Here is a 14,334-nt window from a genome sequence, read left to right on the forward strand (position 1 = left end):
CGCGGCGACAGAATGCCTATCGCCGGCGTTCCTTCGCCTGGTCAACAAACCCACCCCGGCAAGCCGGGGTGGCGAGCTATTTGCCGAACATATCCTTGATCCAGCCGGCGACGCCGTCGCTGCCCTCCTGCTGCTCCTGTTGCGGCGGCTGCTGGCCCGACTGCTGCTGGTCAGGGGGCGTTTGCGCCGGCTGCTGGGCCACCGCCTGGCTGGCCTGGCACAGCGCCTGCGGACTGTCGGTCCAGACCGGGATCACGCGCATGCTGCTGTCGCTGTTGCAGACGAAATTGCCGGCATAGTCGATGGACATCTGGTTGATCTCCTCGGGCGGTATCACGTTAAGCGTCAGCGGCGGCTGGTTTTCCAGGTAACGGCGGTAAATCGTCAGCGCGCCGTTGGCGCCGGTCAGCTTGGCCGGGCCGTTGTTGTCGCGCCCTACCCAGCTGATGGTCACCTCTTTACCGTCCACGCCGGCAAACCAGCTATCGCGCAAATCATTGGTGGTACCGGTTTTCCCGGCCAGATGGAAATTGGGGAATTTCACCGCCAGCGAACGCGACGTGCCGCGCGCCACCACCTGCTGCATACCGTATAACGTCAGATACGCCGCCTGGGCCGGCACCACGCGCTCCGCCTGCGGGAAGCTCTGGTAAAGCACCTTGCCGTCCTCGCTTATCACCGAGCGCACCGCCGACAGCGGCGCACGATTGCCGCCGCTGGCAATGGTCTGGTATTCCTGCGCCACTTCCATCGGCGTGAGGCTGATGGCCCCCAGCAGCATGGCCGGCACCGGGTTAATCACCTCTTTCGGGATGCCCAGTTTTTGCAGGGTGGCGACGATATCCGGCAGGCCCACCGCCAGCCCCAGGTTGACCGTCGGCACGTTAAGCGAATTGGCCAGCGCGTCTACCAGCATCACCTTGCCGCGAAACTGGCGATCGTAGTTTTTCGGCGCCCACAGCTGCCCGTTCGGCTGCTTGAGTGAAATGGGCTCATCGGCGATCCAGGTGTTCAGGCGGTACTTATCCGGCTGGCTCAGCGCGGTCAGGTAGGTGGCCGGTTTTGCCAGCGACCCTACCGGACGCCGTGCCTGCATGGCGCGGTTAAATCCGGCGAATTGCGGCTGGGAACCGCCGACCATGGCGCGCACTTCGCCGCTAAAGCGGTCCACCACCACCATAGCGCTCTCAAGGTCGCTGACGCCGCGCCCGGCGCGCAGGGCCGGCACACCGGCCTCCACCGCTCTTTCCGCCGCGTCCTGCGAAATCGGATCCAGGGTGGTGAATATTTTCACGCCGGACAAATCGTTAATCTTGTCGCCCAGCTTCGCCTGCAGCTCCTGACGCACCATTTGCATAAAGGCCGGCTGCGGCGTAATCACCCCGCCGCGCGGCTGCACCCCCAGCGGACGCGCGCTCAGCATATTATACAAATCCTCGTCGATAACCTGCTGGTTTTGCAACAGCTTCAGCACCAGGTTACGCCGCTCCAGCGCCATTTGCGGATTACGCCAGGGATTGTACAGTGATGCGCCCTTGACCATGCCCACCAGCATGGCCTGCTGATCCAGGCTGAGTTCATCCACCGGCCGGCCGAAATAATAGAGGCTTGCCAACGGGAATCCGCGGATCTGTTCGCTGCCGCTCTGGCCGAGGTAGACTTCGTTCAGATACAGCTCAAGGATGCGATCCTTGCTGTAGCGGTAATCGAGGATCACGGCCATATAGGCTTCGTTGATCTTGCGCCACAGGGAACGCTCATTGGTCAGGAACAAATTCTTGACCAACTGCTGGGTCAGCGTACTGCCCCCCTGCACCGCGCGCCCGGCGGTAATATTCGCCAGGAAGGCGCGGCCGATGGAGCTGATGCTGATGCCGTCATGCTGGTAAAAATGACGATCTTCGGTGGCTATCAGGGTATCCACCAGCAGATCGGGGAATCCGGCGCGGGGCACAAACAACCGCTGCTCGCCGTTGGGCGACTGCAGCATGGTGATCAGGCGCGGATCGAGGCGGAAAAAGCCGAAGTTCCGCTGCGTATCCTGGTTTTGAATTTGCAGCAGATGATCGCGATCAAACGTCAGCACCGCATGGATCTGCCCTTCCTTGCTGTCGGGGAAATCAAAGGGACGGCGCAGCATATCGATGCTGTTGGCGCGCACGCTGAATTCGCCCGGGCGGGTTATGCGGGTCACCTGGCGGTACTGCATCCCTTCCAGCAGGTTGACCATCTCGCTTTTGCTGTAGGGCATGCCCGGCTCCAGGTTCACCATGCGGCCATAGACCGCCGCCGGCAGTTGCCAGACCTTGCCGTCGATGCGGCTGCGGATCTGCGCATCCAGGTAGACGCCGTAGATCACCAGTAAAATCACCACCACCAGGAAAATCTTGATAAGCAATCCCAGCAGGCGCCGCTTGCCGCTTTTGCGCGGCGGGCGCGCTTTGCCTTTCGCAGGCGGCTTGCGCGGCGGCATTACGTATTCCTCTTGATCGTCATAGTCGTCCTGAGCATCGTCATTTTCTTCGTAGTCGTCGTCCCGGTGACGTCGCACTGGCGGTTTATTTGTCACTTTACGGCCGGACGGTCTTCCATGACGTCCAATAGGTTCGCGATCATCCCCAGACATCGTTATGATTCTCCATACTTCCGACGGATTCCCCGCCTACTCTGTTCCTCCACCATCTTATCCGGAAGAGGAAACCTCTGAAATCAACCCTGCTGATACTTTTTGGTGCGCCGGGTGGGTACCGCAATGGCCGGATTATCCGGCCAGACATGCTTGGGGTAACGCCCCTTCATTTCTTTTTGCACCTCGCGGTAGGCCCCCTGCCAGAACGCCGCCAGATCGCGGGTAATCTGCAACGGATGCCCGGCGGGCGATAACAACTCCAGCACCAGCGCCACGCGGCCTTCGGCCAGCAGCGGACTGGCCTGCTCGCCGAACATTTCCTGCATCCTTACGGCCAGCACCGGCGGCTCGCCGTGCTGGTAACGCACCGGCAGCCGGCTGCCGGTGGGCACAGTGTAGTGGCTGGGCAGCGCAGTATCCAGTCGTTGACGCAATCGCCAGTCCAGCAGGCGCAATAACGCCTCGCCGAGATTCACCTGGCGCAGGGCGCGCACGTCATGCACGCCCTCCAGGGACGGCTGCAGCCATAGCGGCAGGGCCGCCAGCAGCGCGTCGTCGTCCACCACAGGCCAGTCCGCCTCCGGCAACCAGTCGCGGGCGCACAGCAGGCGCTGGCGCAGCTGCTGCGCCGGGCCGTCCCAGTTGAGCACCGACAGGCCCTGCTCGCCAATCCAGTTGAGCAGCGCCTGCCGCATCACCTCGCCGGAAGGCCTGGCCTGCGGCTGCTCGCGTAACATCAATTGTCCGATCTGTTCACGCCTGAGCACGCGCAGGCTGCCCTTTTCCTCATCCCAGCGCATGGCGGTGGTGACCGTCAGCCAGTCGGGACGGGCGGCCACCAGCGCGGCGATATCCACCGGCAGCGCCAGCCGGATGGCCGCGTCGGCATTTTGCCCCAGTTGCATCAGCCCCGGCACGATCAGCCATTCAATCGCCGACAGCGCCTCGTCGGGAGCCAGCGCCGCGCCCAGGCCGTTGGCCAGTTGATACCGGCCGGTGGCGTCGCGCCGGCGGGCGATGCGATCGCGAAATCCCCAGGCCAGCAGCGCGGGCGCCAGCGCCGCGTCCGGCCGGCCCCAGCGGGGCGACAGCCGTTTGGCCAGTTGCCTGGCGCGTCGCAGCCAGTGGGACTGCGGGCGCGCGAGCGCATCGCGCATATCGGGCGACCCCGCGCGCGGCGGTTCCTCGATAATGGCCGCCAGCAGCGCGGCCGTCGCCAGGCTATCGTCATCGTCGCGCGCATGGCACAGCATGGCCGCCAGGCGCGGTTCGCAGCCTGCTTGCGCCATTTTGCGCCCCAGGGACGTCAGGCGTTCCGCCCCATCGACGGCATCCAACTGGCGCAGGGTGCGGCGGGCCGCGGCCAGGTTGGGTTCTGGCGGCAGGTCGAGCCAGCAGAGCGTCAGCAGGTCGGTACAGCCCCATTGCAGTAATTCGAGATAAAAACCGCTGAGATCGCTTTGCAGAATTTCCGGCCGGCCGTGTTCCGGCGCGCGTTCCGCCTGCGATTGACTAAAGAGGTGCCAGCACACGCCGGGGGACAGGCGGCCGGCACGGCCGGCGCGCTGCACCATGGACGCCTGGCTGACGCGCTGGGTGACCAGGCGGCTGAGCCCGTTCCTGGCATCGAATTCGCTTACCCGCTCCAGCCCGCTGTCCACCACCAGGCGAATGCCCTCGATCGTCAGGCTGGTCTCGGCGATATTGGTGGCCAGCACCACCTTGCGCCGCCCCGCCGGGGCCGGCCGGATGGCCCGCTGCTGTTCGTCCAGGGTCAGGGCGCCATACAGCGGGCAAAGATCGACCTCCGCCCCGATCCGGGGAGACAGCAAAGCCTGCACGCGGTTGATCTCCCCCACGCCGGGTAAAAACAACAGCAGCGAGCCGGTATGGGATGACAGCATCTCGCTGACCGCCGCGGCAATCGCCTGGACGGGGACGGACTGTGAGGGCAGCGGATGAAAAACCCGCTCCACCGGAAAACTGCGGCCGACGGAACGGATAACCGGCGCGGCGGGCAGAAGCGCCAGCAGGCGCCGGTCGTCCAGGGTGGCGGACATGATAAGCAGCCGCAGATCGGCGCGCAGTCCCTGCTGCACATCCAGCAGCAGCGCCAGCGCCAGATCGGCCTGCAGGCTGCGTTCATGGAATTCATCCAGGATAACCAGGGCGACGCCGGACAGCTCCGGATCCTGCTGCAACATGCGCGTCAGAATGCCTTCGGTCACCACCTCCAGCCGGGTGTGCGGCCCCACGCGGCTTTCGGCGCGCATGCGGTAGCCGACGGTCTGGCCGGGCGTTTCGCCCAGTTGTTCGGCCAGGCGCAGCGCCACGTTTTTGGCGGCCAGCCGCCGTGGCTCCAGCATCAGGATACGCCCGGGCAGGCCGGCGCGCCGCAGGATTTCCAGCGGCAGCCAGGTGGATTTGCCGGCGCCGGTGGGCGCGTGCAGCAGAACCTGCGCGGCGCCTTGCAACGCTTGCAGCAACTCATCGACTACGGCGGCGACCGGTAATGACGTCACGACATCTCCGTTAAAGATTAACATTCAGGGCCGGGCATTGTAGCATCGCTTGATTGAAGAACAGAATCTTCGCCGCGTTTCCCTGGTATCGGCGACCGAGGCCGGCCAGGGGAAACGGTCAATCATCCACGACACCAGCCGGGACCGCCATGACCTCCACCCGTCGCCTGTTTTTTGCCATTGCCCTGCCCGATAGCGTCCGCCAGGCGGTTATCGACTGGCGCGCCGCCCGTTTTCCCTATGAGGCCGGCAGGCCGGTGGCGGCGGCCAACCTGCATATCACCCTGGCGTTCCTGGGCGAGGTGGGCGCCGGCAAAGAACAGGCCCTGCGCGCCGCCGCCATGAGATTGCAACAAAAGCCCTTTACCCTGACCCTGGACGATTGCGGACACTGGCCCGGCTCCGGCGTGGTGTGGCTCGGCATGAAGCGCGCGCCGCGCGGGTTATTGCAGTTGGCGCAGTGGCTGCGCGCGCAGGCGGCCCGCAACGGCTGCTATCAAAGCCCGCTGCCGTACCATCCACATGTCACGCTGCTGCGCCAGGCCCATCAGGCGGTGGCGCTGCCGTCCGGCACGCCGGGATGGGAAATGGCGGTCGGGAGTTTCGGCCTGTACGCCTCGCTATTTGACAACGGGCGCGCCCGCTATATGCTGCTCGATAGCTGGCCGCTCGCCTGACCTGGCGAGAGGGGGAGACGGCAAAACTCTTATACGGAAATGTCATGCGATTCAGTCCAGAATTAAAATCCGCCCGCCTGGTGCGGCGCTATAAACGTTTCCTGGCGGATGTGGTCACCCCGGAGGGCGAGGAGCTGACTATCCATTGCGCCAACACCGGCGCCATGACCGGCTGCGCCGTGCCCGGGGATACAGTGTGGTATTCGACTTCAGACAACCGTAAACGTCAATATCCGCATAGCTGGGAACTAACTGAAACCGCCGGTGGTCAATGGATAGGAGTGAATACTCTGCGCGCCAACGCCCTGCTGGCGGAGGCGGTGCGCGCCGACGCCGTTCCCGAATTGTCGGGCTATACTACACTTACTGCCGAAGTGCGTTATGGCGTAGAAAATAGTCGGATTGATTGGTTATTAGCAGCGGAAAATCGCGCAAACTGCTATATTGAGGTGAAATCCGTCACATTACTGCAACAGGAGTGGGGGTATTTTCCCGATGCGGTAACGATACGCGGACAAAAACATTTACGAGAACTACAAGCAATGGCAGAAATGGGTCACCGTGCCGTACTGTTTTTTGCGGTGTTGCACTCCGGAATCACCCGGGTGGCGCCCGCCCGGCACATCGACCCCCATTATGCCGATTTAGTATTGCAGGCGCAGCAACATGGCGTGGAAGTATTTTGCTATGGCGCGCAGTTATCCCCGGACGGTATTGTGCTGAAAAATGCTTTACCGTTATTTATTTCGTAGGCGGCTTTTCTGGAAAAAAAGGATAAATCATCCCGTTTTTCCTTAGTTTAACCGCCCGCCAGATACGCCTTTCTTCACACTCTTGTCAAGTAGGCGTCAGGAATAATTGCCAACCTCAACGTCATCTGTTATTTATAGCGGCCTGTTTTTTTCCCCACGTTGGGGATCGATAGTGCGTGTTATGAAGGAGAAGCAACATGCAAGAAGGGCAAGACCGTAAGACATCCTCCTTGAGCATTCTCGCCATCGCCGGGGTGGAACCGTACCAGCAGAAACCGGGCGAGGAGTATATGAATGCGGCCCAGTTGCTGCATTTCAAGCGCATCCTCGACGCATGGCGCAACCAGCTCAGAGATGAAGTGGGTCGTACCGTTTCGCATATGCAGGATGAAGCGGCCAACTTTCCGGATCCTGTGGACCGGGCCGCGCAGGAAGAGGAATTCAGCCTTGAACTGCGTAACCGCGATCGGGAACGAAAATTGATCAAGAAGATCGAAAAAACGCTGAAGAAAGTAGAAGACAAAGATTTCGGCTTCTGCGACTCATGCGGCGTGGAAATCGGCATTCGCCGCCTGGAAGCGCGGCCGACCGCTGATTTATGCATTGATTGCAAGACCTTGGCTGAAATCCGCGAAAAGCAGATGGCAGGGTAAAATCAATCCAGATTGCCGCGATGTCGCCCATGGAACGGACCACGGCATCGCGGTAACTGTACGGATTCGCCTTTCCTGAGTTATGGCTGCGCACAGCACCTACATGGGGCGTTTTGCCCCCTCGCCTTCAGGCGCCTTGCATTTTGGCTCGCTTGTCGCGGCCCTGGGGAGTTTTCTCCAGGCCCGCGCCTCGCATGGGCAGTGGCGAGTGCGTATCGAAGATATCGATCCTCCCCGCGAAGTCCCCGGCGCCGCCGATACCATTTTACGCCAGTTGGCCCATTACGGCCTGCACTGGGACGGCCCCGTATGCTTCCAATCCCAACGCCACGCGGCTTACCTTGACGTCCTGGCGGATTTGCGCGCGCGCGGGCTAAGCTATCATTGCCGCTGCACCCGCGCCCGCATTCAGGAACTGGGCGGCATTTACGACGGTCATTGCCGCACGCTCGGCCTGCCGGCGCAAAATGCCGCCATCCGCCTGCGCCAGATAGCCCCCGTGTCACATTTCCATGACCGTTTGCGCGGTGATATCTACGCCGACCCCGATCTGGCCCGGGAAGATTTTATTATCCGCCGCCGCGACGGTCTGTTTGCCTACAATCTGGCGGTCGTGGTGGACGACGCGGCGCTCGGCGTGACCGAAATCGTGCGCGGGGCCGATTTAATCGAGCCTACCGTGCGGCAATTGGCACTCTACCGTCAATTAGGTTATAAAGAACCGGAATATATTCATTTACCGCTGGCGTTGACGCCCACGGGCGCCAAATTATCCAAGCAGAATCATGCGCCGCCGTTGCCGCAGGGGGACCCCCGGCCAACGCTTGCCGACGCATTAGTTTTTTTAAATCAACCGGTAGCGCAAGGGTGGCGGGATTTGACCCTTGAGAGTATGTTAGACTGGGCTATTATGCATTGGTCCCTGGCATCCATACCGATTTCGCCATCGGGCACGACATGCGCCCCAGACGTTCTCAAAACACCCGGGGTGAGCTATGATTAGCCGCTGTTTTTTGTTGCTCCCGTTTATTTGTTACTATTGAGGTGTACTATTTTTACCCGAGTAGCCAACTTCTGCCGTAAGGTGCTGAGCCGGGAAACCGTGGCGGCGGCACCAGAGGATAGACGCCCTTTGACGATTATCCCGCGCGACCAGCACACCATCTCCCGTAAAGAGATCAGTGAAAATGCACTGAAAGTGCTTTACCGCTTGAATAAAGCGGGATACGAGGCCTATCTGGTCGGCGGCGGCGTGCGCGACCTGCTGTTGGGTAGAAAACCGAAGGATTTCGACATTACCACCGATGCCACCCCCGAACAGATGCGCAAGTTATTTCGCAACTGCCGTCTGGTGGGCCGGCGTTTTCGCCTCGCCCATGTCATGTTCGGACCGGAAATCATCGAAGTGGCGACCTTTCGCGGCCATCATCTGACCCACGTGCCCGATGACGTTGATGCCGGGTCGGCGGTGCAGGCCCCCGCCGCCGCGCTGCAAGGACAAAACGGCATGCTGCTGCGCGACAATATCTTCGGCTCCATCGAGGAAGACGCCCAGCGCCGCGATTTCACCATCAACAGCCTCTATTACAGCGTGGCCGACTTTACGCTGCGCGACTATACCGGCGGCCTGCGCGATTTGCAGGAAGGCGTGGTGCGCCTGATTGGCGATCCGGAAACCCGCTACCGCGAGGATCCGGTGCGCATGCTGCGGGCGGTGCGTTTTGCCGCCAAGCTGAACATGACCGTCGATGCGGCCACCGCCGAGCCGATCCCGCGCCTGGCGTCGTTGCTGCGCGATATCCCGGCGGCCAGGCTGTTCGAGGAATCGCTTAAACTGCTGCAGGCCGGTTACGGCGAACCGACCTACCGCCTGCTGTGCGAATATCAGCTGTTCCAGCCCATGTTTCCGCTCATCAGCCGCAACTTCACCGAACAGGGTGACAGTTTTATGGAGCAGATGGTCACCCAGGTACTGAAAAACACCGATCATCGCATCCAGAACGACATGCGGGTCAATCCGGCATTCCTGTTCTCCGCCATGCTGTGGTACCCCCTGCTCGAACAGGCGCAGAAGCTGACGCAGGAAGGCGGCCTGGCCTATTTCGACGCGTTTTCGCTGGCGCTGAACGATATTCTTGACGAACAGTGCCGCTCGCTCGCCATTCCCAAACGCCTGACCACGCTGATGCGCGATATCTGGCAGCTGCAGCTGCGCCTGTCGCGCCGCCAGGGCAAACGCGCCTTCAAGCTGATGGAGCATCCAAAATTCCGCGCGGCTTTCGATCTGCTGGCGCTGCGCGCCGACGTCGAAAACAGCGCCGAATTGCAACGGCTGACCCAATGGTGGCGCGAGTTCCAGGAAGCCGCGCCGCCGCGGCAGAAGTCCCTGCTCACCACCCTTGACGACGACGCCACCGCCCGTCCGCGTCCGCGCCGTCCGCGCCGCCGTACGCCGCATCGCGATCCGGCTTAACCATGGCTGGCGCAGCGCCGCTGTCCGGCGTGCCGATGACGCGAGTCTGGCTGGCTATCGGCAGCAACCTGGCGGATCCGCTTGACCAGGTTAACGCCGCGCTGGACGCCCTCGCCCAATTGCCGCAAACCCGGCTGAACGCCTGCTCCTCTTTTTACCGCAGCCGGCCTCTGGGACCGCAGGACCAGCCCGATTACCTCAACGCCGTCGTCGCCCTTGACACCGCGCTCACGCCGGAACAGCTGCTCGATCACACCCAGCACATCGAGCGGCGGCAGGGGCGGGTGCGCAAAGCCGACCGCTGGGGGCCGCGCACGCTCGATCTCGATATCCTGCTGTTCGGCGGCCTGCGGCTTCATACCGCCCGGCTGACGGTGCCGCACTATGATATGAAGCACCGTGAATTCGTGCTTTATCCCCTGGCGGAGCTCGCCCCCGACCTGGTATTGCCCGACGGCGAGGCGCTGGCGGACCTGCTGGTGCGCACCGGGCGCAACGGCCTGGAATTCTGGGATAATGAACACCGGGCGCGCCGCTGGTAAGCTCCCCTTCTCCGCGCATCCCCTCCATTGCCGCACGTTTTGCTCAGACAATACTATCTCCTGTCCCCGCCTTCATTTAGAATAACGCGCCACTTCATTTCAATTATGCGTTACCGGCCTGACCGAGGTTATGATGAAACCGACCACCATTTCGCATCTGCGCGCCTGGAAACAGCAGCAACGCAAGTTCGCCACCCTGACCGCCTATGACGCCAGCTTTGCCCGCCTGTTTGAGCAAGAAGGCATTCAGGTAATGCTGGTGGGCGACTCTCTGGGCATGACCATGCAGGGCCAGACTTCCACGCTGCCGGTGACGGTGGAAGAGATTGCCTACCATACCCGGTGCGTGCGCCGCGGCGCGCCCCAGTGCCTGCTGCTCGCGGATTTGCCGTTCATGTCCTATGCGACGGCGGCGCAGGCCTTTGACAGCGCCGCCGTGCTGATGCGTGCCGGCGCCAATATGGTCAAGCTGGAGGGCGGCGGCTGGCTGGCCGACGCCGTGCGCGGTTTGACCGAACGGGCGGTGCCGGTGTGCGGCCACCTGGGACTGACGCCGCAATCGGTGAATATCTTCGGCGGGTATAAAGTGCAGGGCCGCGACAGCGACAGCGCGGAACGGTTATTACAGGACGCGCTGACGCTTGAGCAGGCCGGCGCGCAGCTGCTGGTGCTGGAATGCGTGCCCGTGGCGCTCGCGCAGCGGGTCACCGAGGCGCTGGCCATACCGGTGATCGGCATCGGCGCGGGCAATGTCACCGACGGGCAAATCCTGGTGATGCAGGACGCGTTGGGCATTACCGGCCAAGGGACGCCAAAATTCGTCAAGAATTTCCTGGCTCAGGCAGGTGATATCCGCCCGGCGGTGCGTTTATATATCGAAGAGGTCGAGCAGGGTATTTTCCCCGGCCTGGAACACAGTTTTCAATAACGACAGGAGATAGGCGTGTTGATTATCGAAACCCCGCCGAAACTGCGTCAGGCTGTTAAGCAGTGGCGGCAGGAAGGTAAACGTATTGCGTTGGTGCCGACCATGGGGAATCTGCACGATGGGCATATGTCCCTGGTGGATGAAGCCCGCGCCCGTGCCGATATTGTTATCGTCAGTATCTTCGTCAACCCGATGCAATTCGATCGCCCCGAAGATCTCACGGCGTACCCGCGCACGCTGCAGGAAGATTGCGAAAAGCTGACCCGGCGCGGCGTTGATACGGTGTTTGCGCCGGCAGCGGCGGTTATATATCCGGACGGACTCGCCAGCCAGACGTTTGTGGATGTGCCGCGTTTTTCCGCTATTCTGGAAGGCGCCATCCGCCCGGGCCATTTCCGCGGCGTAGCCACCATTGTCAGTAAGCTGTTTAACCTGGTGCAGCCGGATATCGCCTGTTTCGGCCAGAAGGATTACCAGCAGCTGGCGCTGATACGCCAAATGGTGAAGGATATGGGCTATGACATCGAGATAGTCGGCGTACCGACGGTGCGCGCCGCCGACGGCCTGGCGCTAAGCTCGCGCAACGGCTATCTCACCGCCGGGGAGCGCCAGATAGCGCCCCGGTTGCACAGCGTGCTGGAACAGCTTATCGGGCAGATGAAAAACGGCGAACGCCAAACCGATACCCTGCTGCAACAGGCGGCGGAACGGCTGCGCCAGGCCGGCCTGCAGCCGGATGCCCTGGATATTCGCGACGCCGATACCTTGCAGCCGCTCACGGTGGACAGCGCGCGCGCGGTGGTGCTGTTTTCCGCCTGGCTGGGCAAGGCGCGTTTAATTGACAACGCCCAGGTGGATTTAACGTTGTAATGGGGCAGCACTCAGGCCTGTGGACAGCCGGGAGGCTATCGTCAATACTGGCGTGGATGTCCCAAGGCGATTTTGCGTTTTCACTCCCCGGCGGGGAAAGTACAAAGGTTTAACGTTATGCAACGCACCATGCTAAGAGGTAAGCTGCACCGGGTCCACGTGACCCAGGCGGATTTGCACTATGAAGGCTCCTGCGCCATCGATCAGGACTTTCTGGAAGCGGCGGGTATCCTGGAGTATGAGGCTATCGATATCTACAACGTCGACAACGGCCAGCGGTTTTCCACCTACGCCATCGCCGCCGAGCGCGGCTCGCGCATTATTTCCGTCAACGGCGCGGCCGCCCGCTGCGCCTGCGTCGGCGATTTGCTGATCATTTGCGCCTACGTGCAGATGCCGGATGAAGAGGCGCGCGGCCATCGGCCTCTGGTGGCCTATTTCGACGACCATAACCAGCTGAAACGCACCGCCAAGGCGGTACCGGTACAGGTGGCCTGACGCCGCCCGGCGGCGCATCCTCTGGCATAAATGCGCCGCCGTCCTTTACCTAATACCTAAGTCCGCAGCCCGCTGCCGCGCTGGATCAAATACCAGCACCAGGCATAAAACACCACGATAAACACCACCAGCACCGACAGCGTAAACGCCAGCGGCACGTCGCTGATGCCCAGAAAACCGAAACGAAAGCCGCTTATCATATAGACGACGGGGTTGAGCTTGGATATGGCCTGCCATATGGGCGGCAACAGCGTCAGGGAATAAAACACCCCGCCCAGGTAGGTCAGCGGCGTCAGCACAAAGGTCGGGATCAGGCTGATATCGTCAAAGCTTTTGGCAAACACCGCGTTCAGCAGGCCGGCCAGCGAGAACAGCACCGCCGTCAAAATAAGCGTCACCGCCACCACCCACCATGAATGCACATGGAAAGGCACGAAAAACAACGAAATCGCGGTAACCAAAATGCCGACGCAAATACCGCGCGCCACCCCGCCGCCCACGTAACCTGCGATGATGATGTGGGTGGGCACCGGCGCCACCAGCAGTTCCTCGATATTGCGCTGGAACTTGGCGCTGAAGAACGAGGAGGCGACATTGGTATAGGCATTGGTAATCACCGCCATCATAATCAGGCCCGGCACGATAAATTGCATATACGAAAAGCCATGCATTTCGCCGATGCGCGATCCGATAAGATTGCCGAAAATAATAAAATACAATGCCATGGTAATCACCGGCGGCACCAGCGTCTGGATCCAGATCCGGCCGAAGCGGTTTATTTCCTTACGCCAGATACTCTTTAAGGCGATCCAATAAAGATGCATCATAATTTGGCCCTCCTGCTGGCCCGGTCGTCTTTTACCAGCGTGACAAACAGCTCTTCCAGCCGGTTGGCTTTATTACGCATACTCAACACCTGCACCCCCTGGGAGCTGAGCTGGCCGAACAAACTGTTCAGCCCCTGTTCCCGCATCACCTCCACTTCCAGGGTGCTGGTGTCCAGCAGTTGATGGCGATACCCCTGTAATTGCGGCAACGGGCTCTTGGCCGCCAGATCGAGAATAAAGGTTTCTGATTTCAGCTTGGACAGCAGCAGCCGCATAGACGTATTTTCCACCAGCTCGCCGCTCTGGATAATGCCGATATTGCGACACAGCATTTCCGCTTCTTCCAGATAATGGGTGGTCAGGATGATGGTGGTGCCGCTGCCGTTCAAATCGCGCAGGAAACCCCACATCGAACGTCTGAGCTCGATATCCACGCCGGCGGTGGGTTCATCGAGGATGAGCAGCTTAGGCTCGTGCATCAGGGCGCGGGCGATCATCAGGCGGCGTTTCATCCCGCCGGAAAGCATGCGCGCGCGCTCGTCGCGCTTGGTCCATAAATCCAGCTGGTTGAGGTACTTCTCGGCGCGCTTCTCCGCCACTTTGCGTTCCACGCCGTAATAACCGGCCTGGTGAACCACAATCTGCCAGACGGTTTCAAACGGATTAAAATTAAATTCCTGCGGTACCAGGCCCAGCTGGCGTTTGGCATTCACAATATCTTTATCGATGTCGTAGCCGAATACGCGCGCCTTGCCGGAGGTTTTATTGACCAGCGCGCTGATGATGCCGATGGTGGTGGACTTACCCGCGCCATTGGGTCCCAGCAACGCATAAAAGTCCCCCGCTTCCACATTAAGGTCTATCCCTTTTAGCGCCTGTACGCCTCCTGCGTAGGTCTTGGTCAACTTCTCCAACTCCAATGCATATGTCATAGATAACGACTTACCTTATTCTCAATGGATG

The 14,334-nt window shown here is 61.1% G+C and carries 13 protein-coding genes; 9 read left to right on the top strand and 4 right to left on the bottom strand.

Annotation, left to right across the window (positions count from 1 at the left end):
* Nucleotides 1-76: 76 nt before the first annotated feature.
* Nucleotides 77-2,626 (bottom strand): bifunctional glycosyl transferase/transpeptidase, encoded by a 2,550-nt coding sequence (mrcB, locus tag ACL2XM_RS16710; RefSeq protein ID WP_410016377.1) that lies wholly within the window; start codon nucleotides 2,624-2,626, stop codon nucleotides 77-79.
* Between the two features lie 83 nt (nucleotides 2,627-2,709).
* Nucleotides 2,710-5,175 carry an ATP-dependent helicase HrpB gene (gene hrpB, locus ACL2XM_RS16715; protein WP_413731265.1) on the bottom strand — a complete coding sequence of 822 codons (2,466 nt, stop codon included), beginning with the start codon at nucleotides 5,173-5,175 and terminating at the stop codon, nucleotides 2,710-2,712.
* Nucleotides 5,176-5,300: 125 nt separating this feature from the next.
* Between hrpB and thpR the strand changes: the two genes are divergently transcribed.
* The 9 genes from thpR to panD all read left to right on the top strand — a co-directional run bounded on the left by thpR (nucleotide 5,301) and on the right by panD (nucleotide 12,544).
* The gene (gene thpR, locus ACL2XM_RS16720) at nucleotides 5,301-5,828 is read left to right on the top strand and encodes an RNA 2',3'-cyclic phosphodiesterase (RefSeq protein WP_413730922.1); all 528 of its coding nucleotides are present in this window, start codon (nucleotides 5,301-5,303) and stop codon (nucleotides 5,826-5,828) included.
* A gap of 44 nt (nucleotides 5,829-5,872) precedes the next feature.
* Entirely contained in the window at nucleotides 5,873-6,580 is a 708-nt protein-coding gene (sfsA, locus tag ACL2XM_RS16725; RefSeq protein ID WP_410016380.1) for a DNA/RNA nuclease SfsA, read from the top strand.
* A gap of 197 nt (nucleotides 6,581-6,777) precedes the next feature.
* Nucleotides 6,778-7,233, top strand: coding sequence for an RNA polymerase-binding protein DksA (gene dksA / locus ACL2XM_RS16730; protein ID WP_162363932.1), 456 nt, complete (start codon nucleotides 6,778-6,780; stop codon nucleotides 7,231-7,233).
* Nucleotides 7,234-7,315: 82 nt separating this feature from the next.
* A complete protein-coding gene (gene gluQRS, locus ACL2XM_RS16735; protein WP_413727140.1) occupies nucleotides 7,316-8,236 on the top strand; it encodes a tRNA glutamyl-Q(34) synthetase GluQRS in 921 nt (306 codons plus the stop codon).
* 48 nt (nucleotides 8,237-8,284) lie between these two features.
* A complete protein-coding gene (pcnB, locus tag ACL2XM_RS16740; protein ID WP_410016618.1) occupies nucleotides 8,285-9,706 on the top strand; it encodes a polynucleotide adenylyltransferase PcnB in 1,422 nt (473 codons plus the stop codon).
* A gap of 35 nt (nucleotides 9,707-9,741) precedes the next feature.
* Nucleotides 9,742-10,248 (top strand): 2-amino-4-hydroxy-6-hydroxymethyldihydropteridine diphosphokinase, encoded by a 507-nt coding sequence (gene folK, locus ACL2XM_RS16745; protein ID WP_413733231.1) that lies wholly within the window; start codon nucleotides 9,742-9,744, stop codon nucleotides 10,246-10,248.
* 133 nt (nucleotides 10,249-10,381) lie between these two features.
* Nucleotides 10,382-11,176: a 3-methyl-2-oxobutanoate hydroxymethyltransferase gene (panB, locus tag ACL2XM_RS16750; protein WP_410016620.1), complete on the top strand. Its 795-nt coding sequence runs from the start codon at nucleotides 10,382-10,384 to the stop codon at nucleotides 11,174-11,176.
* 15 nt (nucleotides 11,177-11,191) lie between these two features.
* Nucleotides 11,192-12,046, top strand: a complete 855-nt coding sequence (gene panC / locus ACL2XM_RS16755) for a pantoate--beta-alanine ligase (RefSeq protein WP_410016382.1) — start codon at nucleotides 11,192-11,194, stop codon at nucleotides 12,044-12,046.
* A 117-nt stretch (nucleotides 12,047-12,163) separates the two neighbouring features.
* On the top strand, nucleotides 12,164-12,544 hold the full coding sequence (gene panD, locus ACL2XM_RS16760) for an aspartate 1-decarboxylase (RefSeq protein ID WP_413731266.1): 381 nt from the start codon (nucleotides 12,164-12,166) through the stop codon (nucleotides 12,542-12,544).
* Nucleotides 12,545-12,600: 56 nt separating this feature from the next.
* Here panD and ACL2XM_RS16765 read toward each other — a convergent pair whose 3' ends face one another.
* Complete coding sequence (locus ACL2XM_RS16765; protein WP_410016621.1) at nucleotides 12,601-13,368, bottom strand: ABC transporter permease; 768 nt, start codon at nucleotides 13,366-13,368, stop codon at nucleotides 12,601-12,603.
* Nucleotides 13,368-14,303 carry an ABC transporter ATP-binding protein gene (locus ACL2XM_RS16770; protein WP_413722152.1) on the bottom strand — a complete coding sequence of 312 codons (936 nt, stop codon included), beginning with the start codon at nucleotides 14,301-14,303 and terminating at the stop codon, nucleotides 13,368-13,370. The genes ACL2XM_RS16765 and ACL2XM_RS16770 overlap by 1 nt, the downstream gene beginning before the upstream one ends.
* Between the last annotated feature and the right edge of the window lie 31 nt (nucleotides 14,304-14,334).

It is taken from the genome of Sodalis sp. RH20 (genome assembly GCF_047324205.1).
Taxonomy (GTDB): Bacteria; Pseudomonadota; Gammaproteobacteria; order Enterobacterales; family Enterobacteriaceae; genus Acerihabitans.

Bases quoted from the DNA above. Each gene is read 5' to 3' on its own strand.
- gluQRS (WP_413727140.1), top strand. From the start codon at position 7,316: ATGGCTGCGCACAGCACCTACATGGGGCGTTTTGCCCCCTCGCCTTCA.
- ACL2XM_RS16765 (WP_410016621.1), bottom strand. From the start codon at position 13,368: ATGCATCTTTATTGGATCGCCTTAAAGAGTATCTGGCGTAAGGAAATA.
- mrcB (WP_410016377.1), bottom strand. From the start codon at position 2,626: ATGTCTGGGGATGATCGCGAACCTATTGGACGTCATGGAAGACCGTCC.
- hrpB (WP_413731265.1), bottom strand. From the start codon at position 5,175: ATGTTAATCTTTAACGGAGATGTCGTGACGTCATTACCGGTCGCCGCC.
- ACL2XM_RS16770 (WP_413722152.1), bottom strand. From the start codon at position 14,303: ATGACATATGCATTGGAGTTGGAGAAGTTGACCAAGACCTACGCAGGA.
- thpR (WP_413730922.1), top strand. From the start codon at position 5,301: ATGACCTCCACCCGTCGCCTGTTTTTTGCCATTGCCCTGCCCGATAGC.
- folK (WP_413733231.1), top strand. From the start codon at position 9,742: ATGACGCGAGTCTGGCTGGCTATCGGCAGCAACCTGGCGGATCCGCTT.
- sfsA (WP_410016380.1), top strand. From the start codon at position 5,873: ATGCGATTCAGTCCAGAATTAAAATCCGCCCGCCTGGTGCGGCGCTAT.
- dksA (WP_162363932.1), top strand. From the start codon at position 6,778: ATGCAAGAAGGGCAAGACCGTAAGACATCCTCCTTGAGCATTCTCGCC.
- panB (WP_410016620.1), top strand. From the start codon at position 10,382: ATGAAACCGACCACCATTTCGCATCTGCGCGCCTGGAAACAGCAGCAA.
- panD (WP_413731266.1), top strand. From the start codon at position 12,164: ATGCAACGCACCATGCTAAGAGGTAAGCTGCACCGGGTCCACGTGACC.